This is a genomic window from Lysobacter sp. GX 14042 (genome assembly GCF_021390425.1).
In the GTDB taxonomy this organism is placed as follows: domain Bacteria; phylum Pseudomonadota; class Gammaproteobacteria; order Xanthomonadales; family Xanthomonadaceae; genus Novilysobacter.
This window is the reverse complement of the sequence record NZ_JAJUWY010000001.1, coordinates 289,742-310,528: the sequence shown is the minus strand read 5'-3', so window position 1 is coordinate 310,528 and position 20,787 is coordinate 289,742. Positions and strand designations below refer to the sequence as shown.

General features: G+C 69.8%; 21 protein-coding genes. 9 read left to right on the top strand and 12 right to left on the bottom strand.

Features of this window, described 5'->3' with window-relative positions; genetic code table 11:
- Nucleotides 1-2: 2 nt before the first annotated feature.
- The 3 genes from LY625_RS01440 to LY625_RS01430 are packed head-to-tail and all read right to left on the bottom strand — an operon-like array spanning nucleotide 3 to nucleotide 7,049.
- Nucleotides 3-680, bottom strand: a complete 678-nt coding sequence (locus LY625_RS01440; RefSeq protein WP_233737225.1) for a HAMP domain-containing sensor histidine kinase — start codon at nucleotides 678-680, stop codon at nucleotides 3-5.
- Nucleotides 673-2,394 carry a response regulator gene (locus tag LY625_RS01435; RefSeq protein WP_233737224.1) on the bottom strand — a complete coding sequence of 574 codons (1,722 nt, stop codon included), beginning with the start codon at nucleotides 2,392-2,394 and terminating at the stop codon, nucleotides 673-675. Before LY625_RS01435 ends, LY625_RS01440 begins: the two co-directional genes overlap by 8 nt.
- The gene (locus tag LY625_RS01430; protein ID WP_233737223.1) at nucleotides 2,391-7,049 is read right to left on the bottom strand and encodes a HAMP domain-containing protein; all 4,659 of its coding nucleotides are present in this window, start codon (nucleotides 7,047-7,049) and stop codon (nucleotides 2,391-2,393) included. The genes LY625_RS01435 and LY625_RS01430 overlap by 4 nt, the downstream gene beginning before the upstream one ends.
- Nucleotides 7,050-7,202: 153 nt before the next feature.
- Between LY625_RS01430 and LY625_RS01425 the strand changes: the two genes are divergently transcribed.
- Nucleotides 7,203-7,688, top strand: a complete 486-nt coding sequence (locus LY625_RS01425) for an MgtC/SapB family protein (protein ID WP_233737222.1) — start codon at nucleotides 7,203-7,205, stop codon at nucleotides 7,686-7,688.
- Nucleotides 7,689-7,853: 165 nt separating this feature from the next.
- Here LY625_RS01425 and LY625_RS01420 read toward each other — a convergent pair whose 3' ends face one another.
- The 6 genes from LY625_RS01420 to LY625_RS01395 all read right to left on the bottom strand — a co-directional run bounded on the left by LY625_RS01420 (nucleotide 7,854) and on the right by LY625_RS01395 (nucleotide 12,058).
- A complete protein-coding gene (locus LY625_RS01420; RefSeq protein WP_233737221.1) occupies nucleotides 7,854-8,561 on the bottom strand; it encodes an OmpA family protein in 708 nt (235 codons plus the stop codon).
- A gap of 120 nt (nucleotides 8,562-8,681) precedes the next feature.
- The gene (locus LY625_RS01415) at nucleotides 8,682-10,097 is read right to left on the bottom strand and encodes a replicative DNA helicase (RefSeq protein WP_233737220.1); all 1,416 of its coding nucleotides are present in this window, start codon (nucleotides 10,095-10,097) and stop codon (nucleotides 8,682-8,684) included.
- Nucleotides 10,098-10,320: 223 nt separating this feature from the next.
- Complete coding sequence (rplI, locus tag LY625_RS01410; protein ID WP_233737219.1) at nucleotides 10,321-10,773, bottom strand: 50S ribosomal protein L9; 453 nt, start codon at nucleotides 10,771-10,773, stop codon at nucleotides 10,321-10,323.
- A 92-nt stretch (nucleotides 10,774-10,865) separates the two neighbouring features.
- Nucleotides 10,866-11,096: a 30S ribosomal protein S18 gene (gene rpsR, locus LY625_RS01405; protein WP_233737218.1), complete on the bottom strand. Its 231-nt coding sequence runs from the start codon at nucleotides 11,094-11,096 to the stop codon at nucleotides 10,866-10,868.
- A gap of 25 nt (nucleotides 11,097-11,121) precedes the next feature.
- Complete coding sequence (gene rpsF, locus LY625_RS01400) at nucleotides 11,122-11,574, bottom strand: 30S ribosomal protein S6 (protein WP_233737217.1); 453 nt, start codon at nucleotides 11,572-11,574, stop codon at nucleotides 11,122-11,124.
- Between the two features lie 145 nt (nucleotides 11,575-11,719).
- A complete protein-coding gene (locus tag LY625_RS01395; RefSeq protein WP_233737216.1) occupies nucleotides 11,720-12,058 on the bottom strand; it encodes an iron-sulfur cluster assembly accessory protein in 339 nt (112 codons plus the stop codon).
- Nucleotides 12,059-12,170: 112 nt separating this feature from the next.
- On the opposite strand from LY625_RS01395, the gene asnS reads away from it, so the two are divergent.
- Genes asnS through LY625_RS01355 form a run of 8 tightly spaced genes read left to right on the top strand, consistent with a single transcriptional unit; the run spans nucleotide 12,171 to nucleotide 18,114 of the window.
- Nucleotides 12,171-13,571 carry an asparagine--tRNA ligase gene (asnS, locus tag LY625_RS01390; RefSeq protein ID WP_233737215.1) on the top strand — a complete coding sequence of 467 codons (1,401 nt, stop codon included), beginning with the start codon at nucleotides 12,171-12,173 and terminating at the stop codon, nucleotides 13,569-13,571.
- A gap of 19 nt (nucleotides 13,572-13,590) precedes the next feature.
- Nucleotides 13,591-13,896 carry a hypothetical protein gene (locus LY625_RS01385; RefSeq protein WP_233737214.1) on the top strand — a complete coding sequence of 102 codons (306 nt, stop codon included), beginning with the start codon at nucleotides 13,591-13,593 and terminating at the stop codon, nucleotides 13,894-13,896.
- Nucleotides 13,893-14,192 carry a hypothetical protein gene (locus tag LY625_RS01380; protein WP_233737213.1) on the top strand — a complete coding sequence of 100 codons (300 nt, stop codon included), beginning with the start codon at nucleotides 13,893-13,895 and terminating at the stop codon, nucleotides 14,190-14,192. The genes LY625_RS01385 and LY625_RS01380 overlap by 4 nt, the downstream gene beginning before the upstream one ends.
- A 58-nt stretch (nucleotides 14,193-14,250) precedes the next feature.
- Complete coding sequence (locus LY625_RS01375; protein WP_233737212.1) at nucleotides 14,251-15,027, top strand: SDR family oxidoreductase; 777 nt, start codon at nucleotides 14,251-14,253, stop codon at nucleotides 15,025-15,027.
- An 8-nt stretch (nucleotides 15,028-15,035) separates the two neighbouring features.
- Nucleotides 15,036-16,460: an aldehyde dehydrogenase gene (locus LY625_RS01370; RefSeq protein ID WP_233737211.1), complete on the top strand. Its 1,425-nt coding sequence runs from the start codon at nucleotides 15,036-15,038 to the stop codon at nucleotides 16,458-16,460.
- A gap of 6 nt (nucleotides 16,461-16,466) precedes the next feature.
- A complete protein-coding gene (can, locus tag LY625_RS01365; RefSeq protein WP_233737210.1) occupies nucleotides 16,467-17,129 on the top strand; it encodes a carbonate dehydratase in 663 nt (220 codons plus the stop codon).
- On the top strand, nucleotides 17,129-17,548 hold the full coding sequence (locus tag LY625_RS01360; RefSeq protein ID WP_233737209.1) for a RidA family protein: 420 nt from the start codon (nucleotides 17,129-17,131) through the stop codon (nucleotides 17,546-17,548). Before can ends, LY625_RS01360 begins: the two co-directional genes overlap by 1 nt.
- 14 nt (nucleotides 17,549-17,562) lie before the next feature.
- Nucleotides 17,563-18,114: a 3-hydroxyanthranilate 3,4-dioxygenase gene (locus LY625_RS01355; RefSeq protein ID WP_233737208.1), complete on the top strand. Its 552-nt coding sequence runs from the start codon at nucleotides 17,563-17,565 to the stop codon at nucleotides 18,112-18,114.
- Nucleotides 18,115-18,127: 13 nt separating this feature from the next.
- Here the strand turns inward: LY625_RS01355 and LY625_RS01350 are convergent, their stop codons facing one another.
- From LY625_RS01350 to LY625_RS01340, 3 genes are read right to left on the bottom strand one after another with little or no spacing between them, the layout of a single operon-like run.
- Complete coding sequence (locus LY625_RS01350; RefSeq protein WP_233737207.1) at nucleotides 18,128-18,265, bottom strand: DUF2474 domain-containing protein; 138 nt, start codon at nucleotides 18,263-18,265, stop codon at nucleotides 18,128-18,130.
- Nucleotides 18,265-19,272: a cytochrome d ubiquinol oxidase subunit II gene (gene cydB / locus LY625_RS01345; protein WP_233737206.1), complete on the bottom strand. Its 1,008-nt coding sequence runs from the start codon at nucleotides 19,270-19,272 to the stop codon at nucleotides 18,265-18,267. Before cydB ends, LY625_RS01350 begins: the two co-directional genes overlap by 1 nt.
- Nucleotides 19,272-20,717, bottom strand: coding sequence for a cytochrome ubiquinol oxidase subunit I (locus tag LY625_RS01340; RefSeq protein ID WP_233737205.1), 1,446 nt, complete (start codon nucleotides 20,715-20,717; stop codon nucleotides 19,272-19,274). Before LY625_RS01340 ends, cydB begins: the two co-directional genes overlap by 1 nt.
- Nucleotides 20,718-20,787 lie beyond the last annotated feature (70 nt).

Sequence of the window (20,787 nt, the reverse complement as noted above, 5' to 3'; positions counted from 1 at the left end):
CCTCAGCCTGCCAGGGGCAATCTCACCACCAGTTGCGCCCCGCCCGCCCGCGCATCGCCCGGGTCCACGCTGCCACCGTGGGCCCGGGCGATTTCACGTGCGACCAGCAGCCCCATGCCCAGGCCCTGGTCAGGCGGAGCCGGGTGCGGCCCGGCGAACAGCATCGGGCCCTCGTCCCCGTCCCAGGGCACCCCGGATTCCAGCTCCAGGCGCAGCCCGCCCTCCTCGATCATCGCCTGCAGCCGCGCCAGGCCGCCGCGTGCGTGCAGGAAGCCGGCAAGGGTGGCCAGCATCTGCACCAGCCGCTGCGTGTCGCCGTCGACCCGGCGGTCCTGCAGGCCGGCCGCGAGCTCCCAGGGCGGCGCCCCGGCCACGCTGCCCGCGGCCAGGTCCAGCAACAACGGGACCTCGACCGGTTCGCGACGGGCCACCAGTCGGCCGTCACTGGCCCGGACCCAGTCGGATATCTCCTGCACCATCTCGCTCAGCCTGACCGCCTGCCGGTCCAGGATCGCCAGCAGCTCGTCGCGGCGCCCCGGCTCCAGTCCCTCCTGGCGCAACAGGTAGGTGGCGGTCTGGATGGGCGACAGCGGGCCGCGAAGGTCGTGCGCCAGGCGCTCCAGCAACCGTACCGACGGGTCGCTGGCCGGGTCCGGTCCGGTGCCGTCCAGCTCAGCCACCCGCCTGCTCCGTCGCCGTTTGCCGGCGCGGGCGATTGCACAGCTGCTCGATCTCGTCCAGCGGAGGCGGCTTGACCAGGTGGCGGTCGAACCCGGCCTCGCGGGTGCGGCGGCGGTCCTCCGGCTGGCCCCATCCGGTCACCGCGACGATCTCCAGCGCCTCGCCGCCCGGCAGGGCGCGCAGCTCCGGCGCCAGCGTGTAACCACTCAAGCCGGGCATCCCCACGTCCAGGAACACCAGGTCCGGCTGGAACGCGCGCGCCTGCTCCAGCACCTCGTGCGGGTCATACAGCCGCCGCACGTCATGGCCGAGCATCTCGACCATCATCGCCAGGGTGTCGGCGGCATCATGGTTGTCGTCGACCACCAGCACGCGGCGCTGTGGCCGCGAGGTGCATGGACACGCGGCGGCCGGCGCCGGCGGAGCGGGCACCGGCCCGGCGGCGACCGGCAGCACCACCTCGAAGGTCGCGCCCTGCCCCGGCCCGGCACTGCTGACCCCGATCGCCCCTCCATGCAGGTCCACCAGGTGGCGCACCAGGGTCAGGCCGACGCCCAGCCCGCCCTGTGCGCGATCGGCGGAGGCGTCGACCTGCGAGAACATGTCGAAGATGTGCTCGGTCTGGGTGGGATCCAGTCCGATGCCGGAGTCCACCACCTCCACCCGGATCGTGTCCGCGACCGGGCCGGCGCTTGCGCGCAGCTGGACCGGGCTGCCGGGGTCGGAGTACTTGGCGGCGTTGTTGAGCAGGTTGGCGAAGACCTGCGACAGGCGCGCATGGTCGGCCACCAGGAGGACCGGCTCATCCGGCAGCACCAGCTGCAGCGCATGGCCACCCACGTCCAGCACCGGACGCGCCAGTTCGATCGCGGCCTCGGCCACCGCGCGCAGGCTGGTCGGAGCCCGCCGCAGCGCCAGCTTGCCCTGGCTGATGCGGGCGATGTCCAGCAGGTCGTCGATCAAGCGGACCAGCAGTGCCAGCTGGCGCTCCATGGTCGCCTGAAGTTGCCCGTCACCGGCGTCCTGCGACAGCCGGCGGATGCTCAGTGCGTTCTGCAGCGGAGCCAGCGGGTTGCGCAGCTCGTGGGCCAGCGTGGCCAGGAACTCGTCCTTGCGCCGGTCGGCGGTGCGCAGCAGCTGCTCGACCCGCCGGCGCTCGGCGATCTCCCCGTGCAGCTCGACGTTTTGCGCGCCCAGCGCGGCGTTGGCGCTGCGCAGTGACGCGTTGAGCACCTCGAGCTCGCGCTCCTGCCGCGCCTGCAGCGCCTGGTTGGCCTGCTCCAGCGCGGCATTGGCCGCCTGCAGCTCCCGCCGCTTGCGGTACAGCTCGACCAGCACCGATACCTTGCCGCGCAGGATCTCGGTGATCACCGGCACCATTACGTAGTCGACCGCTCCCAGCTTGTAGCCGCGCAGGCGGTCCATGTCGGTGACGTTGACGGCGGTGACGAAGATGATCGGCGTGCGTTCGAAGCGCGGGTGCTGGTGGATCATGGACGCGGTCTCGAAACCGTCCATGCCCGGCATGTTCACGTCCAGCAGGATGACAGCGAACTCGTCCTCCATCAGCCGTTCCAGCGCCTCCACGCCGGAGCGCGCCTCGACCAGTTCCTCGCCCAGCGGCTCCAGGATGCTGCGGTAGGTCAGCAGCCGTGCCGGCTGGTCGTCGACCAGCAGGATCCGCGCGCACCCGGGAGCGGTGGCCTGGCTCACTGGCGCAACCACTGCCGGAGCATGCCGAGCAGCTCGTCGGTGACCACCGGCTTGGCCAGGTAGTCGGACGCCCCGGCCTCCAGGCACTTCTCCCGGTCACCCTTCATCGCCTTGGCGGTCAGGGCGATGATCGGCAGGGTGGCGCAACGGGCGTCACGGCGGATCGCGCCGATCGTCTCGTAGCCGTCCATGCCCGGCATCATGATGTCCATCAGCACCACGCTGATCCCCGGGTCACCCGCGACCAGGCCGATCGCCTCGGCACCGGTCCCGGCGCTCAGCACCTTCATGCCGCGGCGCTCGAGCACGCTGGAGAGCGCGAAGATGTTGCGCACGTCATCGTCGACCACCAGTACCCGCCGCCCGTGCAGGGGATCCCCGTCCTCCCCGCGGGACGGGGGCTCGACTTCCTGGCCGCCGATCCGTGCCAGCGCCTCGCCGGCCGTCATGGCCACCGGACGGCCCGGCCGTGGCGGTTCGCGCGCCGGCTGCAGCAGCGGCAGGTAAAGGGTGAAGGTGCTGCCCTGGCCCGGCTGGCTGTCCAGCCGCAGCTCGCCGCCGAGCAGGCCGGCGATCTCGCGGCTGATCGCCAGGCCCAGGCCGGTGCCGCCGTACTTGCGCGAGGTGCCGGCGTCGGCCTGCTGGAAGGCCTCGAACACGATCTTCTGCTTGTCCGGCGAAATGCCGATGCCGGTATCCGCCACCTCGAAGGCGACCACCGCCGGGGCGTTGTCCAGCGCGTCCTGCCCGGTCGACCAGCCCTTCGCGGCCAGCCGGGCATTCAGCCGCACGCTGCCCTGGGCGGTGAACTTGAAGGCGTTCGACAGCAGGTTCTTGAGGATCTGCTGCAGGCGCTTGGAGTCGGTCACCAGCGCCTCGCCCAGCTCGGGCGCGAAGCCGACTTTGAACTCCAGCTCCCGGCCCTCGGCCTCGTGGCGGAACGAACGCTCCATGTTCTCGCGCAGGTGCCCGAAGTGCAGCGCCTCGTTCTCGATGGTGACCGTGCCCGACTCGATCTTCGACAGGTCCAGGATGTCGCTGATCAGGTGCAGCAGGTCGGTGCCGGCGCTGTGGATGGTGTGGGCGAACTCGACTTGGCGCTCGCTCAGGTTGGCGTCCGCGTTCTCGGCCAGCTGCTGGCCCAGGATCAGGATCGAGTTGAGTGGCGTGCGCAGCTCGTGCGACATGTTGGCCAGGAACTCGGACTTGTAGCGCGAGGTCAGGGCCAGTTCGGCGGCCTTCTCCTCCAGCGCCCGGCGGGCGTGCTCGATCTGCTGGTTCTTGTGCTCGACCTCGGCCTTCTGCTCGGCCAGCAGCGCGGCCTTGAGGGCGATGTCCTCGTTGGTCTGCTGCAGCTCGTCCTGCTGCGTCTGCAGCTCGCCGGCCAGCTGCTGCGACTGCGCCAGCAGCCGCTCGGTGCGCATGGTCGACTCGATGGTGTTGAGCACGATGCCGATGCTGCCCGACAGCTGCTCCAGGAAGGCGCGCTGGGATACGCTGAACTCCGACAGCGAGGCCAGCTCGATCACCGCCTTGACCTGGTCCTCGAACAGCACCGGCAGGACGATGACGCTGCGCGGGACCATCTCCACCAGGCCGGAGCGGATGCGCAGCGCACCCGGGTCGACGTTCTCCACCAGGATGATCTCGGCCCCGGCGGCGCACTGGCCGACCAGGCCCTCGCCGAACTCCAGGGTCGGCTTGCAGTCGGCCAGGCCGGCGTCGGCGTAGCCGGCCAGCTGGCGCAGGTAGGGGCTGCGGCCGGGCTCGTCGCCGTCGACCACGTAGTAGATCAGGCCCTGGTGGGCACCGACCAGCGGAGCCAGTTCGCCCAGCAGCATGCTGCCCAGGGTCACCAGGTCGCGCTGGCCCTGCATCATGTTGCTGAAGGTCGCCATGTTGGTCTTCAGCCAGTCCTGCTCGCGCCCGCTCTCGGTGGTCGCGCGCAGGGTGCCGATCATGACGTTGATGTTGTCCTTGAGGTCGGCCAGCTCGCCGCGCACGTCGACCTGGATCTCCCGGGTGAGGTCGCCCTGGGTCACCGCGGTGGCGACCTCGGCGATCGCGCGGACCTGGGTGGTCAGGTTGGCCGCCAGCTGGTTGACGTTGCCGGTGAGGTTCTCCCAGATGCCGGCGGTGCCCGGAACCTTCGCCTGCCCGCCGAGGCGGCCCTCGACGCCGACCTCGCGGGCGACCGTGGTCACCTGGTCGGCGAAGATCGCCAGGGTGTCGGTCATCGAGTTGATGGTGTCGGCGAGTTCGGCGATCTCGCCCTTGGCCTCCACGGTCAGCTTGCGGCTGAGGTCGCCGGTGGCGACCGCGGTCACCACCTGCGCGATGCCGCGCACCTGGGTGGTGAGGTTGGTGGCCATGGAGTTCACGTTGTCGGTCAGGTCGGCCCAGGTGCCGGCGACGCCCGGCACGGTCGCCTGGCCACCCAGCTTGCCCTCGGTCCCGACCTCGCGGGCCACGCGGGTGACCTCGGCGGCGAAGGAGTTGAGCTGGTCCACCATCGTGTTGAGGGTGTCCTTGAGCTGCAGGATCTCGCCCTGGGCGTCGACGTCGATCTTGCGCGACAGGTCGCCCTTGGCGACCGCGGTGGCGACCTCGGCGATGTTGCGCACCTGGCTGGTCAGGTTGGACGCCATCGAGTTGACGTTGTCGGTCAGGTCGGCCCAGGTGCCGGCGACGCCCGGCACGGTGGCCTGCCCACCCAGCTTGCCCTCGGTGCCGACCTCGCGGGCCACGCGGGTGACCTCGGCGGCGAAGGAGTTGAGCTGGTCCACCATCGTGTTGATGGTGTCCTTGAGCTCGAGCATCTCGCCCTTCACGTCGACGGCGATCTTGCGCGACAGGTCGCCGTTGGCGACCGCGGTGGTGACCTCGGCGATGTTGCGCACCTGGCTGGTCAGGTTGGACGCCATCGCGTTGACGTTGTCGGTCAGGTCGGCCCAGGTGCCGTCCACCCCGGGCACCGTCGCCTGCCCGCCCAGCTTGCCCTCGGTGCCGACCTCGCGGGCCACGCGGGTCACCTCGGCGGCGAAGGAGTTGAGCTGGTCCACCATCGTGTTGATGGTGTCCTTGAGCTGCAGGATCTCGCCCTGGGCGTCGACCGCGATCTTGCGCGACAGGTCGCCCTTGGCCACCGCGGTGGTGACCTCGGCGATGTTGCGCACCTGGCTGGTCAGGTTGGAGGCCATGGCGTTGACCGAATCGGTCAGGTCGGCCCAGGTGCCGTCCACCCCGGGCACCGTCGCCTGCCCGCCCAGCTTGCCCTCGGTGCCAACCTCGCGGGCCACGCGGGTGACCTCGGCGGCGAAGCCGTTGAGCTGGTCGACCATGGTATTGAGGGTGTTCTTGAGTTCCAGCAGTTCACCGCGCACGTCCACGGTGATCTTGCGCGACAGGTCGCCCTTGGCGACCGCGGTGGTGACCTCGGCGATGTTGCGCACCTGGCTGGTCAGGTTGGACGCCATCGAGTTCACGTGGTCGGTCAGGTCCTTCCAGGTTCCGGCCACGTCGGGGACGATCGCCTGCCCCCCCAGCTTGCCCTCGGTGCCGACCTCGCGGGCCACGCGGGTGACCTCGGCGGCGAAGCCGTTGAGCTGGTCGACCATGGTGTTGATGGTGTTCTTCAGCGCCAGGATCTCGCCCTGCGCATCGACCGCGATCTTGCGCGACAGGTCGCCCTTGGCCACCGCGGTGGTCACCTCGGCGATGTTGCGCACCTGGCTGGTCAGGTTGGAGGCCATCGCGTTGACCGAGTCGGTCAGGTCCTTCCAGGTGCCTGCCACGCCCGGCACCACCGCCTGACCACCGAGCTTGCCCTCGGTGCCGACCTCGCGCGCCACGCGGGTGACTTCCGAGGCGAAGCTGCGCAGCTGGTCGACCATGGTGTTGATGGCCTCCTTGAGCTGGGCCATCTCGCCGCGCACGTCGGCGGTGATCTTGCGCGACAGGTCGCCATCGGCCACGGCAATGGTGACCTCGGAGATGTTGCGCACCTGGGTGGTCAGGTTGGAGGCCATCTGGTTCACCGAGTCGGTGAGTTCCTTCCACACGCCCGACACGCCCTTGACCTTGGCCTGCCCACCCAGCCGGCCGGCGGTGCCGACCTCCAGCGCCACGCGGGTGACCTCGGCGCTGAACTCGCCCATCTGCTCGATCATGCGGTTGACGATCGTCGCCGAGCGCAGGAACTCGCCCTGCAGCGCACGGCCGTCGACCTCCAGCGGCACCGAGCGGGTCAGGTCGCCCTTGGCCACGCCGGCGGTGGCGGTGGTCATGGTTTCGATCGGACGCACCAGGTCGCTGATCAGCCCGTTCACCGACTGCTGCATGCCAAGCCAGGCACCGCCATGGCTGGTGGCGGCCAGCCGGTTGCCGGTCTGGCCTTCGCGGCCGACCTGGCGCCCCACCCGGTCGAGTTCGGCGGCCATGTGCCGGTTGCTGGCGACCACCGCGTTGAAGGCGTCGGCGATCTTGCCCTCGATGCCGTCCCAGTGCACCGGCAGCCGGACATCGAAGTTGCCGTCGCGGACCGCGGCCAGGGCCTCCAGCAGCTGCCGCGCGGCACTCCGGTCCCCCGGGGCGGTTCCGGCGAGATCATCGGGGCGGGCCCGGGTCCCGGCATCGTCCTGTTCCACACGCGCCATGTCTTGCGTCGTCGTTGCCACAGCCTTGGCTCCCCCCTGAGCGTCGAGGCCGGAATGTCCGGAAAGTCCGCCACCCTACCTCGGTCCGGGCAGCACGACTTTCACGCCGCCTCCACCGACCCCGCATTCACTCGCGACCGCCACAATCCGCGCATGGACTGGATGCATCAGCTGGACACCATCGCCGCCACCGGCGCCGCCATGCTGCTCGGTGGCGTGATCGGGTTCGAGCGCGAACTGCGCGACCGGCCTGCCGGTTTCCGTACCCACATGCTGGTGGCGGGCGCCGCCGCCCTGCTGGTCGGCCTGGGGATACTGCTGGTCGAAGCCCACCCGGCGTTGGCCGCGGATGGCGGGCGGTTGCGGGTGGATCCGCTGCGCCTGGTGGAGTCGGTGATCGCCGGCGTCGCGTTCATCGGCGCCGGCAGCATCTTTGCCCGACGGGGCGAAGGCGGCGGCGTGGCCGGCATCACCACCGCAGCCTCGTTGCTGATGGTAGCGGTGATCGGGATCGCCTGCGGTTTCGGCTACTTCCTGCTCGCGGTCCTGGCGACCGGCCTCACCCTGATGGTGCTGGGACTGCTGAAGCTGGCCGACCGGGCGCTGGCGCAGCACAAGGCCAAGCGGGAACCGGAGTAGTCGCCCGGCCTGCAGTCCACGACGTGGATCTGGTGCATGTCGCGGCGCCGCCCCCTGGTGATGCGGGTGCCCACGCGGCCGGCCACACGAAAAAGGGCGGGCCATCGAGGCCCGCCCTTTGTCTCGGGCAACCCGGGTGCGCTGCGCTGACCCGGGTTACGCGTGTCAGCCGCGCACCGGCACCAGGGTGATCTCGACCCGGCGGTTCTGCGCCCGGCCGGCCTCGGTGTCGTTGCTGGCGACTGGGCGGCTCTCGCCGGCGCCGGTGATGATGAAACGCTCGCGCATCACCCCGCGGCCGATCAGGTAGTTGCCCACCGACTCGGCGCGCCGCACCGACAGCTGCTGGTTGTAGGAATCACTGCCCTTGGAGTCGGTGTGGCCGGCCACCTCGACGATGGTCTGATCGTACTCGCGCAGGGTCGAGACCAGGTTGTCGAGCACCGGGTAGAACTGGGCGCTCAGGGTCGAGCTGTCGAAGTCGAAGGTGATGTTGCCGGGCATGTTCAGGGTGATGTTGTCGCCCTGGCGCACCACGTCCACGCCGGTGCCGGCCATCTGGTCGCGCAGCGCGCGCTCCTGCCGGTCCTGGTAGTTCCCGATGGCGCCACCGGCCAGGCCGCCCACGCCCGCCCCGACCAGGGCGCGCTGGCGGCGCTCGGTGGCATCGCTGCCGCTGAGCAGCCCGGCCACGGTACCCACGGCGGCACCGATCAGCGCCCCCTTGGTGGTCTTCGACGTGCCCTCCTGCTGGCCCTGCGGATACTGCTGCTGCGGATACTGCTGGCCATAATAGCCGCCGGGGCTGGCACAGCCGGCGAGCATCGCAACGGCTGCGGCGCTGGCGAGCGCGAGTCGGATATTGTTCTTCATCAGAGCGGTCCTCGTTGGCTGAACAGGGCAGAAGCTAACCACGGGGTCGTGTGAAAGGGGTGACGGACCCCCGCCTGCGTTCAGCTGGCAGCGCGGCTCGCGGCCGGCGTCGTGCCGGCGCTATTCGAAGCTGCCGACCGCGTCGTGGGAGAGGTTGTCGAAGCGCGTGTACTCGCCGAAGAAGCGCAGCTTGACCGAGCCGGTCGGGCCGTTTCGCTGCTTTCCGATGATCACCTCGGCCAGGCCCTTGTCCGGCGAATTCTCCTTGTTGTAGTAGTCGTCGCGGTAGATGAAGACGATCACGTCGGCGTCCTGCTCGATGGCGCCGGACTCGCGCAGGTCGGCCATCACCGGGCGCTTGTCGGCGCGTGTCTCCAGTGAGCGGTTGAGCTGCGACAGGGCGATCACCGGCACGTTGAGTTCCTTGGCCAGGTGCTTGAGCGAGCGCGAGATCTCGGAGATCTCGGTGGCGCGGTTCTCGCTGTTGCCGGGCACCGACATCAGCTGCAGGTAGTCGACGACCACCAGGCCCAGGTCGTGCTCGCGCTTGAGCCGGCGCGACTTCGCGCGCAGCTGGTCGGGCGACAGGCCGGGGGTGTCGTCGATGAAGATCTTCGCCTCCTTGAGCATCCGGATCGCGCTGGTGACCCGGCTCCAGTCCTCGTCCTCGAGCTGGCCGCTGCGCAGCCGCTGGGCATTGACCCGGCCGTTGGAGGAAATCAGGCGCAGGGCCAGCTGGCTGGCGGACATTTCCATCGAGAACACCGCGACCGCCTTCTTGGTGCGGATGGCGGCGTGCTCGGCCATGTTCAGCGCCAGCGTGGTCTTGCCCATCGCCGGGCGCGCGGCCAGGATCAGCAGATCGGTGGGCTGCAGGCCGGCGGTCATCTCGTCGAACTCGGTGTACCCGGTCGGCAGTCCGGTCACCGAGCCGCCGGCGTCATAGCGCTTCTGCAGGACGTCGAAGGCCTCCGACAGCGCGGTGTTCATCGGGGTGAAGTCGGTGCGGCCCTGCGCCCCGGCCTCCGCGATGGCGAACACCTCCTGCTCGGCCTTGGCCAGGATCTCGGCGCTTTCGCGGCCGTTGGGCTGAAAGCCGTCGTTGACGATGTCGGTGCCGACCTCGATCAGCTGCCGCAGCACCGACTTGTCGCGGACGATCTCGGCGTAGGCCCTGATGTTCGCCGCCGAGGGCGTGGTGCTGGCCAGCTCGATCAGGTAGCTGCCGCCGGCGACCAGCTCGGCCTGGCCATTGGACTCGAACCACTCGCCCAGGGTGACGGCGTCGAAGGGCCGGTTCTTCTCCGCCAGTTCGCGGATCGCGCGGAAGATCAGCTGGTGGTCGCGGCGGTAGAAGTCCCGGTCGACCAGGGCGTCGGCGACGGTGTCGTAGGCGTCCGGTGCCAGCATCAGACCACCCAGCACCGCCTGCTCGGCCTCGATCGACTGTGGCGGTACCCGCAGCTGGTCCACGCGCTGCTCGGCGCGGGTCTCAAAGCGGGAGTCGGTGTCCCGGAAGCCTGGGCGTGCACTCATCGAAGCGGTGTCCTGCAGGGCCGCGCCAGGGGGCGCGGCAGACGGCAATCCTAGGGCGAGCAGGCCGCGGGCGGTATGCACAACCCTGTGGATAATCGGTGGAGAACCTGGCGTGGAACCCATGCCACGTGGCGGTCGCAAGGCCTGCGACCGCCGGAAAGCACGGAGGGCGCCGTGCGGCGCCCTCCGTGGGTGTTGCGATCGGCGCGTCCGCGCCGGACCGTCAGGCCAGCTCGCCTTCGACGATGAGCTTGACGGTGGCCTCGATGCCGGCGTGCAGCTGCAGCAGGATCTCGTACTCGCCCGCCTGGCGGATCGGGCCTTCGCCCATCACCACCTCGGACTTGCTGACCTCATGGCCATTGCGGGTCAGCGCGTCGGCGACGTCGCGGGTGGTGATCGAGCCGTACAGCTTGCCTTCGGTCGAGGCATTGGCGCGGATCGTTACCTCGACGCCCTCTAGGGCGGCGCGGCGGGACTCGGCGGTTTCATTGAGCTGCCTGGCGCGGGCCTCGTATTCGGCGCGCCTGGCCTCGAACTCGGCCAGGTTGGCCGCGGTCGCCGGCGTGGCCTTGCCCTGCGGGACCAGGAAGTTGCGGCCGTAGCCCGGCTTGACGGTGACCTTGTCACCGAGCTGGCCGAGGTTCTGGACGTTCTGCAGGAGGATCAGTTGCATGGTGGTGCTCCGTGTTCGTTAGCAGGCGCGGGGCCTGCAGCGCGTGGCGCTGTCCGATGGGAAAGAGCGTCGCCCCGGGGCGACGCCCCTGCTCAGGCGTTGTGGTTGTCGGTGTACGGGATCAGGGCCAGGTAGCGCGCCCGCTTGACGGCGGTGGCCAGCTGGCGCTGGTACTTCGACTTGGTTCCAGTCACGCGCGAGGGGACGATCTTGCCGGTCTCGCCGATGTACTGGCGCAGGGTGTTGAGATCCTTGTAGTCGATCTCCTTGACGCCCTCGGCGGTGAACTTGCAGAACTTGCGGCGGCGGAAGAACTTGGACATGGTGCGGCGCTCCTAAAAGGCGTGATCAGGCGGCTTCGGTGTCGGAGGACGATTCGTCCTTGCCGTCGCCGGCATCGGACTTCTCGTCGTCGCCGTCGCCCTGGCTGTCGTCGTCACGACGACGGCGCTCGCCGCGCTCGGGCTTGTCGGCCTTCTCGTCCTTGAACTTCATGATCAGCGACTGCTCGGTGTCCGGGCCGTCGCGCTTGATGACCAGGTGGCGCAGGATCGCGTCGTTGAAGCGGAAGGTGTCCACCAGCTCGTTCAGCACGGCCTGGCCGGCCTCGATGTTGAGCAGCACGTAGTGGGCCTTGACCAGGTTCTGGATCGGGTAGGCCAGCTGGCGGCGGCCCCAGTCTTCCAGGCGGTGGACCTTGCCCTCGCCGGCCTCGATCATGCCCTTGTAGCGCTCGATCATGCCGGGGACCTGCTCGCTCTGGTCCGGGTGGACCAGGAAGACGATCTCGTAATGACGCATCTTGTTTTTCCTTGTGGATGGCGGCCGGTGGCCGGTTCAGCCCCCCGACGCAGGCGCGCGGTGGAGCAAGGTCCCCGCGCGGCAGGCGCAGGGAGCCGGCAATTATGGCCGGTTGCGGGGGGTTGCGCCAGTAGCCCGGGCGGGATCAGGCCAGGTCGGCGTCGGTGGTGAAGCTCTCGCCGCAGCCGCACTCGGCGCTGGCGTTGGGATTGCGGAAGATGAACTGGTCGCCGAGCTTGCGCTGCTCCACGTCGATCGTGGTGCCGTCGACCTGAGCCATGCTCAGCAGGTCCACGTAGACCCGCACGCCCTGGTCCTCGATGACCGTGTCACCGGGCTGTTCGGCATGGGCCAGCTCGGCCACGTACTGCCAGCCCGAGCAGCCGGTGCGCTTCACTCCGAAGCGCAGGCCCAGTGCGCCGGGGTCCTTCTCGAGGAACCGGTGGACGCGGCTGGCGGCGGCGGACGTGAGGGTGACGGACATGGATTGCTCTCCTGCGGTGTTGCGATTGTACCGGTCGCGTGCGGCGGCCCGCCCGCCCTCGGTTAAACTCCGGCCTTTCCCATATCGGGCCCTTGCGGGCGAGGTTCAAGGCATGACGGTGGTCAGCGTGCAGCACGCGCTTGCCGGCAGGTTGCCGGTCGGTGGCGAGGTAACGGTCCGTGGCTGGGTGCGTACCCGGCGTGATTCCAAGGCCGGACTGAGCTTCGTCAATGTCAGCGACGGCTCCTGCTTCGCGCCGATCCAGGTGGTCGCGCCATCCAGCCTGCCCAACTACGAGTCCGAGGTGAAGCACCTCACCGCCGGCTGCGCGGTGATCGCCACCGGCGAACTGGTGGAATCCCAGGGCAAGGGCCAGGGTTTCGAGATCCAGGCCAGCCGGGTCGAGGTGGTCGGCTGGGTCGAGGACCCGGAGACCTACCCGATCCAGCCCAAGCCGCATTCGCTGGAGTTCCTGCGCGAGGTCGCCCACCTGCGCCCGCGCACCAACCTGTTCGGCGCCGTCACCCGCATCCGCCACACCCTGGCCATGGCGGTGCACCGCTATTTCCACCGCAATGGCTATTTCTGGATCAGCACCCCGATCGTCACCGGCTCCGACGCCGAGGGCGCCGGACAGATGTTCCGGGTCTCCACCCTGGACCTGGCCAACCTGCCCCGCCGCGACGACGGCAGCGTCGACTTCCGCCAGGACTTCTTCGGCCGCGAGGCGTTCCTGACCGTCTCCGGCCAGCTCAATGTGGAGGGCTATGCGCTGGCGATGAGCAGGGTCTACACCTTCGGGCCGACCTTCCGCGCCGAGAACTCGCACACCACCCGGCACCTCGCCGAATTCTGGATGGTCGAGCCGGAGATCGCCTTCGCCGACCTGATGCAGACCGCCGACATCGCCGAGGACTTCCTGAAGTACCTGTTCCGCGCCGTGCTCGACGAGCGTGGCGACGACATGGCGTTCATCGCCGAGCGGGTGCAGAAGGATGCGGTCAGCCGGCTGGAGAAGTTCATCAACGCCCCGTTCGAGCGCATCGACTACAGCGACGCGGTGAGGCTGCTGCAGGACTCCGGGCACAAGTTCGAGTTCCCGGTCGAGTGGGGCCTGGACCTGCAGACCGAGCACGAGCGCTGGCTGACCGAGCAGCACGTCGGCCGGCCGGTGGTGGTGACCGACTACCCGGAGCACATCAAGGCCTTCTACATGCGCCTCAACGACGATGGCAGGACCGTCGCGGCGATGGACGTGCTGGCCCCGGGCATCGGCGAGATCATCGGCGGCTCCCAGCGCGAGGAGCGGCTGGACGTGCTGGATGCGCGGATGGCGCAGTTCGGCCTGGATCCGGAGCACTACCAGTGGTATCGCGACTTCCGCCGCTACGGCTCGGTGCCGCATGCGGGCTTCGGGCTCGGCTTCGAGCGGCTGGTGGTCTATGTTTGCGGCCTGTCCAACATCCGCGACGCGATCGCCTATCCGCGTGCGCCGGGCAGCGCCGAATTCTGACCTGCGGTGACCTTCCGACGTGATCCTGTTCCTCGCCCTGCTCGCCCTCGCCCTGGCCATCGCCGGGTTCACCGCCTTCGTGATCTTCTGGCCACTGATGCTGGTGCACCTGCGTGACCGCCATCCGGGGATGCTCGATGCGTACGGGCCACTCGCCTTCGCCAGTCCCGGCGCCTGGGCCTGGCTGCTGCGCGGTGCCTACCGTGGCGTGGGCGACCGCAACCTGGATGGCCTGGCCGCGCCGGCGCGGGTGGCGCTGATGACCATCATCGCCGGCCTGGTGATGTCGGGCCTGCTGTACCTCGCCTCGCTGGTGGTCGCATGAGCGGCGCGCAGTGGTGGCTGGCCACCCTCGGACGCACCGTGGTGTGGGCGCGGCTGCAGGTGCGGGAGGCCGGCACCGCCGAGGTCTTCGACAGCGACGGCAAGACCCTGCCCTACGACAGCGAGGACACCGCGCGTGCGGCGCTGATGGACGCCGAGTTCGTGGCGCTCGACGGCATGGACGAGGAGGATGCCGCCGAGCGCGGCTTCACGCTCGCGGAGCTGACGCCCCCGCAGGGCGAGGGTGACGAGGCCCTGCGCCGGCAGATGGTGCGGCAGTTGCCGCGCCCCCACTGAACCCGCCCCACCGGGACGCGCCTGCTGGAGCGCGCCCTTACCGAGACAGGAGCCGACGATGGATCTTGCGCTGGACAGCCGCCACGCCCTTGTATGCGGCGCCAGCCAGGGCATCGGCCTGGCGAGCGCACGTGAACTGGCCTCGCTCGGCGCGCGGGTGACCCTGCTGGCACGCAGCGCCGAGCGCCTGCAGGCACTGGCCGCGGAACTGCCGGGCGATGGCCACGGCTGGATCGCGGTGGACACCTCCGATACCCCGGCGCTGGCCGCCAGGGCGGCCGAGCTCGCCGCTGCCGGCCCGGTGCACATCCTGGTCAACAACAGCGGCGGCCCGGCGCCCGGCCCGCTGCACGCCACGGCACCCTCGGCGATCGAGGACGCGATGCGCCAGCACGTGGTCGCCTGCCAGGTGCTGGCGCAGGCCTGCGTGCCGGGCATGCGCGAGACCGGCTACGGACGCATCGTCAACATCATCTCGACCTCGGTGAAGGAACCCATTCCCGGGCTGGGGGTGTCGAACACGGCGCGCTGGGCGGTCGCGGCCTGGGCCAAGACCCTGGCCGGCGAGCTGGGCCCCGACGGCATCACCGTCAACAACGTGCTGCCGGGCTACACCGACACCCCGCGCATCGAACAGATCATCCGCACCGGCGCCCGGCGCAGCGGCCGCAGCGAGCAGGCGGTGTTCGAGGAGATGGTCGCCAACGTCCCGCTGCGCCGCTTCGCCCGCCCGGAGGAGACCGCTGCCGCGGTCGCCTTCCTGTGCTCGCCGGCGGCCGCCTACATCAGCGGGGTCAACCTGCCGGTCGACGGCGGACGGACCCGCTCGTCCTGAGCGCCACCATGCGCCTGATGCACTGGATCGGCGGCCTGCCCTCGCCTCCCGCGTCGGGAGGCTGGATCGAGGTGTTCGAGCCGGGTACCGGCCGGGCCTTCGCCCGCGTCGCCGACGGCAACGGCGAGGACGTGGAGCGCGCGATCAGCGCCGCAAGCGTTGCCTGGCCGGCCTGGTCCGGGCTGGCCAACAGCGAGCGGGCGCGCTGGCTGGAGACACTGGCCTCCGCGATCGAGGCTCGGCTGGAGGACTTCGCCCGCGCCGAGGCGCGCGACGGCGGCAAGCCGCTGGCGCTGGCGCGCGAGGTGGAGATCCCGCGGGCGATCGCCAACCTGCGTTTCTATGCCCACGCCGCGACCCAGTTCGCCAGCGAGTCGCACCACGGCCAGGCCGGCCTCAACTACACCCTGCGCCTGCCGCTGGGCGTGGTGGCGACGATCTCGCCGTGGAACCTGCCGCTGTACCTGCTGACCTGGAAGATCGCGCCCGCCCTGGCGGCGGGCAACACGGTGGTCGCCAAGCCCTCGGAAGTGACGCCGCTGACCGCGACCATGCTGGCGGAATTGGCCGCGGAGATCGGTTTTCCGCCGGGGGTGTTCAACCTCGTGCACGGACGCGGCCCAGAGGTCGGCGAGCCGCTGGTGACCGATCCGCGGGTCCGGGCGGTCTCCTTCACCGGCAGCACCGCGGTGGGCCGCCGCATCGCCGGGCTGGCCGCCCCGATGCTCAAGAAGGTCTCGCTCGAACTGGGTGGCAAGAACCCGACCCTGGTGTTCGCCGACAGCGACTGGCGCGCCCAGCTGGACGTACTGGTGCGCTCGGCATTCCAGAACTCCGGGCAGATCTGCCTGTGCGGCTCGCGGCTGCTGGTCGAGCGCGCGGTCTACGACGCGTTCCGCGACGCGCTGGTCGAGCGGGCCGGCGCGCTGCGCCTGGGCGATCCGCTGGAGGATGGAACCGAGCTGGGGCCCCTGGTCTCGCGGCAGCACTTCGACAAGGTCATGGCCGGCATTGCCCGCGCCCGCGACGAGGGCGCCCGCGTGCTGTGCGGGGGCGTGGCCCTGGAGCGGCCCGGCTGGTTCGTGCAGCCGACCGTCCTGGAAGGACTGGGCCCGGACTGCGCGACCAACCGCGAGGAGCTCTTCGGGCCGGTGGTGACCCTGCAGCCATTCGATAACGACGGCGAGGCGCTGGCGCTGGCCAATGCCTGCGACTACGGCCTGTCGGCCTCGGTCTGGACCCGCGACCTGGCCCGTGCCCACCGGATGGCCGCCGGCCTGCAGGTCGGCATGGTCTGGATCAATACCTGGCTGCTGCGCGACCTGCGCACGCCCTTCGGCGGGTCCGGTGCCTCCGGCCTGGGCCGCGAGGGTGGCCTGGAAGCGATGCGTTTCTTCACCGAGCCCCGCAACGTGGGCCTGAAACTGGACTGACGACGAATGCCCACCCTTTCCGACCTGCTGCAGAGCAACCGCGAGTGGTCCGACCGGATCAGCGCGGAGGATCCCTCCTTCTTCGAACGGCTCTCGCGCCAACAGGCGCCGGAGTACCTGTGGATCGGCTGCTCCGACTCCCGGGTGCCGGCCAACCAGATCATCGACGTCGCCCCCGGCGAGGTCTTCGTCCACCGCAACATCGCCAATGTGGTGGTGCACACCGACCTGAACTGCCTGTCGGTGATCCAGTTCGCCGTCGACGTGCTGAAGGTCAGGCACATCCTGGTGGTCGGCCACTATGGCTGCGGCGGCGTGCACGCCGCGCTGCACGGCAGCCGCCTGGGCTTGTCGGACAACTGGGTGCGGCACGTGGTCGATGTCGCCGAGATGCACGAGCAGGCGCTGTGCGCCTACGGCGACGACGAGATCCGCCACGACCGGCTCTGCGAACTGAACGTGCTCGAGCAGGTGGTCCACGTCTGCCGCACCACGGTGGTCCGCGATGCCTGGGCGCGCGGGCAGGAGCTCGCGGTGCATGGCTGGGTCTACACGCTCCGCGACGGCCGGGTCCACGACTTGGGCGTCGACGTGAATGCCGCCGACCGCCTGCCGGGCAAGTACGAAGAAGCCCTGGCGCGCATCCGCGCCGACCGGGAGGACCGCTGATGGACGCCATCCAGGCCGGCGCCGCGCCCAGGCCGGTCGGCGCCTATCCGCACGCCAGGCGGGTCGGCGAGCTGCTGTTCCTGTCCGGAATCGGCCCGCGCGACCCGGCCACCGACACCGTCCCCGGCAACGTGCACGATGCCGCCGGCACCCTGGTCGACCACGACATCGGCGCGCAGGCGCGCGCGGTGTTCGCCAACGTGCGCGCGGTGCTGGAGGCCAGTGGCGCCCGCTGGGAGGACCTGGTCGACGTCACCGTGTACCTGACCGACATGGCCGGCGACTTCACCGGCTACAACGCGGTGTGGGCCGAGTATTTCCCCGATCCCGCCGCGGCGCCCTGCCGCACCACGCTGGGGATCGACGCGCTGCCCACCCCGATCGCCATCGAGCTCAAGTGCGTGGCCGTGGTGCGCTGAACGAGGAACCCGCGATGCCGCTTCCCGACCCGATCAACCTGCAGGCCTGGATCGACGAGCACCGGCACCTGCTCAGGCCGCCGGTGGGCAACAAGTGCATCGTCGACGGCGACTACATCGTGATGGTCGTCGGCGGCCCCAACACCCGCACCGACTACCACTGGGAGGAAGGCCCGGAGTTCTTCCACCAGCTGGAAGGCGAGATGGTGCTGCGCATCCAGGAGGACGGAAAGCCGCGCGATGTGCGCATCCGCGCCGGCGAGATGTTCTACCTGCCCCCGCGCGTGCCGCACAGCCCCCAGCGCATGCCCGGCTCGGTCGGCCTGGTGGTCGAGCGCAAGCGGCTGGCGCACGAGGACGATGCGCTGATGTGGTTCTGCATCAACTGCAACCACAAGCTCTACGAGGAGTCTTTCCACCTGGTCGACATCGAGCAGGACTTCTTCCGGGTGTTCGAGAACTTCTACCGCAGCCAGGCACTGCGCACCTGCGTGCAGTGCGGCACGCTCAACCCGCGCCCGGACCGCTACGAGATGCAGGCCGGGTCGCAGGCCGACATCACCTGAGCCACGCGCACGCTCAGGTGGTCATCCCCGCGGCGGCCATGAACTGCCGGATCAGCCAGGCGATCACGCCCAGCGCGGCCACGCTCGCCGCCCACAGCAGCACCAGCCAGCCGACCCTGCGCAGCCAGTACGCGCGTGCGGGCGCCGGCATCAGTGATAGCCCTCGCCCGGCCTGACCTTGCCGCGGAAGACCCAGTAGCTGAAGGCGGTATAGGCGAGGATCACCGGGACGATGAACAGGGTTCCGACCAGGGTGAAGCCCATGCTCTCCGGCGGGGCGGCCGCATCACGGATGCTGATGCCGGGCGGGATGATGTTGGGCCAGATGCTGATGCCCAGCCCGCTGTAGCCCAGGAACACCAGTGCCAGGGTCAGCAGGAAGGGCGCGATGTGGCGCTTGCGCTCCAGCGCCCGCAGCAACAGCCCCGCGACCAGCACCACCAGCAGCGGCACCGGCAGGAAGAAGTACAGGTTGGGCAGGCTGAACCAGCGCTTGGCGATCGGCGGATGGGCCAGCGCGGTCCACAGGCTGAGCACGCCGATCACCGCCAGCAGCGCCCACACCCACAGCTGGGTGCGCCGGCGCATCTCCTCGTGCAGCGGTCCCTCGGTCTTGATCAGCAGCCAGGTGCTGCCCAGCAGCATGTAGGCGATGACCAGGCCGACCCCGGTGAACAGCGGGAACGGCGCGACCCAGTCCAGCGGCCCCCCGGCGAACCGGCCATCCGCCACCGGCAGGCCGTTGATGAAGCTGCCCAGCACCACGCCCTGGAAGAACGCGGCGGCGTAGGAGCCGGCCATGAAGCTGAAGTCCCAGGTGCTGCGCCGCCCGGGCGAGGCGACCACCCGGTACTCGAACGAGACCCCGCGCAGGATCAGTCCCAGCAACATCAGCACCAGTGGCAGGTACAGGGCGCTGAGCACCACCGAGTAGGCCAGCGGGAAGGCCGCCAGCAGCCCGGCCCCGCCCAGCACCAGCCAGGTCTCGTTGCCGTCCCAGATCGGCGCGACGGTGTTCATCATCACGTCGCGGTCCTCGCGCCCGGGAAAGAACGGGAACAGCATCCCGATCCCCAGGTCGAAGCCGTCCATCACCACGTACATCCCGATGGCGAACAGGATCACCACCGCCCAGATCACCGGCAGGTCGACGCCCATCACCCGTCCCTCCTGGCTGCATCCTCGTTGCCGGTGCGCGCCTCGTCCGCGGCCGCGGAGATCGGCCGCATCGGCGTGCGCGGCTGGCCGGGTCCGCCCTCCGGCGCGTCATCGGGCTCGGCTTCGGTCACCGGTCGTCCCATCAGCCGCAACATGTAGACCGAGCCGGCACCGAAGATCACCACGTAGCACGCGACGAAGGCGGCCAGCGCAAAGCCGACCGCCGCGGCCGAGTGCGCGGAGACCGCCTCGGAGGTGCGCATGATCCCGTAGATGATCCAGGGCTGGCGCCCGACCTCGGTGGTGAACCAGCCGGCGAGGATCGCGACCAGGCCGGTCGGTCCCATCAGCAGTGCGAACCGGTGCAGCGCGGCGGATTCCACGAAGCGCCCGCGCCAGCGCGCCAGCGCGCCCCAGGCACCCAGCAGGATCATCAGCAATCCCAGCCCGACCATGACCCGGAAGGTCCAGAACACCACGTGCGAGGGCGGCCGTTCGTCGGTCGGAAAGTCCTTCAGCACCGGGGTCATGCCGTCCAGGCTGTGGGTGAGGATGAGGCTGGACAGCCTCGGAATCTCCACCGCGTAACGGGTCCGCTCGGCTTCCATGTCGGGCAGGCCGAACACCAGCAGCGGCATGCCCTCGGACCGGTCCGCCGGCCGTTCCCAATGGCCCTCGATGCCGGCCAGCTTGGCTGGCTGGTGCTCCAGCGTGTTCAGCCCGTGGAAGTCGCCGATGACCGCCTGGACGGGGGCGGTCACCAGCACCATCCACATCGCCATCGACCACATCGTGCGTACCGCCGGGTCGCGCCGGCCACGCAGCAGGTGCCAGGCGGCGGTGCCGGCGACCAGCAAACCGGTGGCCAGGAACGCGGCGGTCACCATGTGGGTGAGCCGGTACGGGAACGACGGATTGAAGATCACCGCCAGCCAGTCGACCGGCACCACCCGGCCGTCGATGATCTCGTGGCCCTGCGGGGTCTGCATCCAGCTGTTGGAGGCGAGGATCCAGGTGGCCGAGATCAGCGTGCCCAGCGAGACCGCGAGGGTGGCCATGAAGTGCAGTCCCGGCCCCACCCGCTTCATGCCGAACAGCATCACCCCCAGGAAGCCCGCCTCCAGGAAGAACGCGGTCAGCACCTCGTAGGTCAGCAGCGGCCCGGTGATCGAACCGGCGAAGCGCGAGTACTCGCTCCAGTTGGTGCCGAACTGGTAGGCCATCACGATGCCCGACACCACGCCCATGCCGAAGGCCACCGCGAAGGGCTTGAGCCAGAAGCGGTAGAGGTCGAGATAGACCGGCCGCTTCGTCGACAGCCACAGCCCTTCGAGCACCGCCAGGTAAGCCGCCAGCCCGATGGTGATCGCCGGGAAGATGATGTGGAAGGAAATCGTGAAGGCGAACTGGATACGCGCCAGCATCAACGCGTCGACACCGAACATGGCTGCTCCCTCGGGATTCGCGCTTCGAGCCTAGCGCCCGGCGCCGGCGCCGGGGTAAAGGTTCGATGAA

Excerpts from the sequence above, each read along its gene's own strand:
- LY625_RS01370 (WP_233737211.1), top strand. The coding sequence starts at position 15,036 with ATGCGCCTGATGCACTGGATCGGCGGCCTGCCCTCGCCTCCCGCGTCG.
- LY625_RS01380 (WP_233737213.1), top strand. The coding sequence starts at position 13,893 with ATGAGCGGCGCGCAGTGGTGGCTGGCCACCCTCGGACGCACCGTGGTG.
- LY625_RS01355 (WP_233737208.1), top strand. The coding sequence starts at position 17,563 with ATGCCGCTTCCCGACCCGATCAACCTGCAGGCCTGGATCGACGAGCAC.
- LY625_RS01350 (WP_233737207.1), bottom strand. The coding sequence starts at position 18,265 with ATGCCGGCGCCCGCACGCGCGTACTGGCTGCGCAGGGTCGGCTGGCTG.
- cydB (WP_233737206.1), bottom strand. The coding sequence starts at position 19,272 with ATGGGCGTCGACCTGCCGGTGATCTGGGCGGTGGTGATCCTGTTCGCC.
- rpsF (WP_233737217.1), bottom strand. The coding sequence starts at position 11,574 with ATGCGTCATTACGAGATCGTCTTCCTGGTCCACCCGGACCAGAGCGAG.
- can (WP_233737210.1), top strand. The coding sequence starts at position 16,467 with ATGCCCACCCTTTCCGACCTGCTGCAGAGCAACCGCGAGTGGTCCGAC.
- LY625_RS01420 (WP_233737221.1), bottom strand. The coding sequence starts at position 8,561 with ATGAAGAACAATATCCGACTCGCGCTCGCCAGCGCCGCAGCCGTTGCG.
- LY625_RS01375 (WP_233737212.1), top strand. The coding sequence starts at position 14,251 with ATGGATCTTGCGCTGGACAGCCGCCACGCCCTTGTATGCGGCGCCAGC.
- asnS (WP_233737215.1), top strand. The coding sequence starts at position 12,171 with ATGACGGTGGTCAGCGTGCAGCACGCGCTTGCCGGCAGGTTGCCGGTC.
- LY625_RS01395 (WP_233737216.1), bottom strand. The coding sequence starts at position 12,058 with ATGTCCGTCACCCTCACGTCCGCCGCCGCCAGCCGCGTCCACCGGTTC.
- LY625_RS01340 (WP_233737205.1), bottom strand. The coding sequence starts at position 20,717 with ATGTTCGGTGTCGACGCGTTGATGCTGGCGCGTATCCAGTTCGCCTTC.
- rpsR (WP_233737218.1), bottom strand. The coding sequence starts at position 11,096 with ATGTCCAAGTTCTTCCGCCGCCGCAAGTTCTGCAAGTTCACCGCCGAG.
- LY625_RS01415 (WP_233737220.1), bottom strand. The coding sequence starts at position 10,097 with ATGAGTGCACGCCCAGGCTTCCGGGACACCGACTCCCGCTTTGAGACC.
- LY625_RS01430 (WP_233737223.1), bottom strand. The coding sequence starts at position 7,049 with ATGGCGCGTGTGGAACAGGACGATGCCGGGACCCGGGCCCGCCCCGAT.
- rplI (WP_233737219.1), bottom strand. The coding sequence starts at position 10,773 with ATGCAACTGATCCTCCTGCAGAACGTCCAGAACCTCGGCCAGCTCGGT.
- LY625_RS01425 (WP_233737222.1), top strand. The coding sequence starts at position 7,203 with ATGGACTGGATGCATCAGCTGGACACCATCGCCGCCACCGGCGCCGCC.
- LY625_RS01360 (WP_233737209.1), top strand. The coding sequence starts at position 17,129 with ATGGACGCCATCCAGGCCGGCGCCGCGCCCAGGCCGGTCGGCGCCTAT.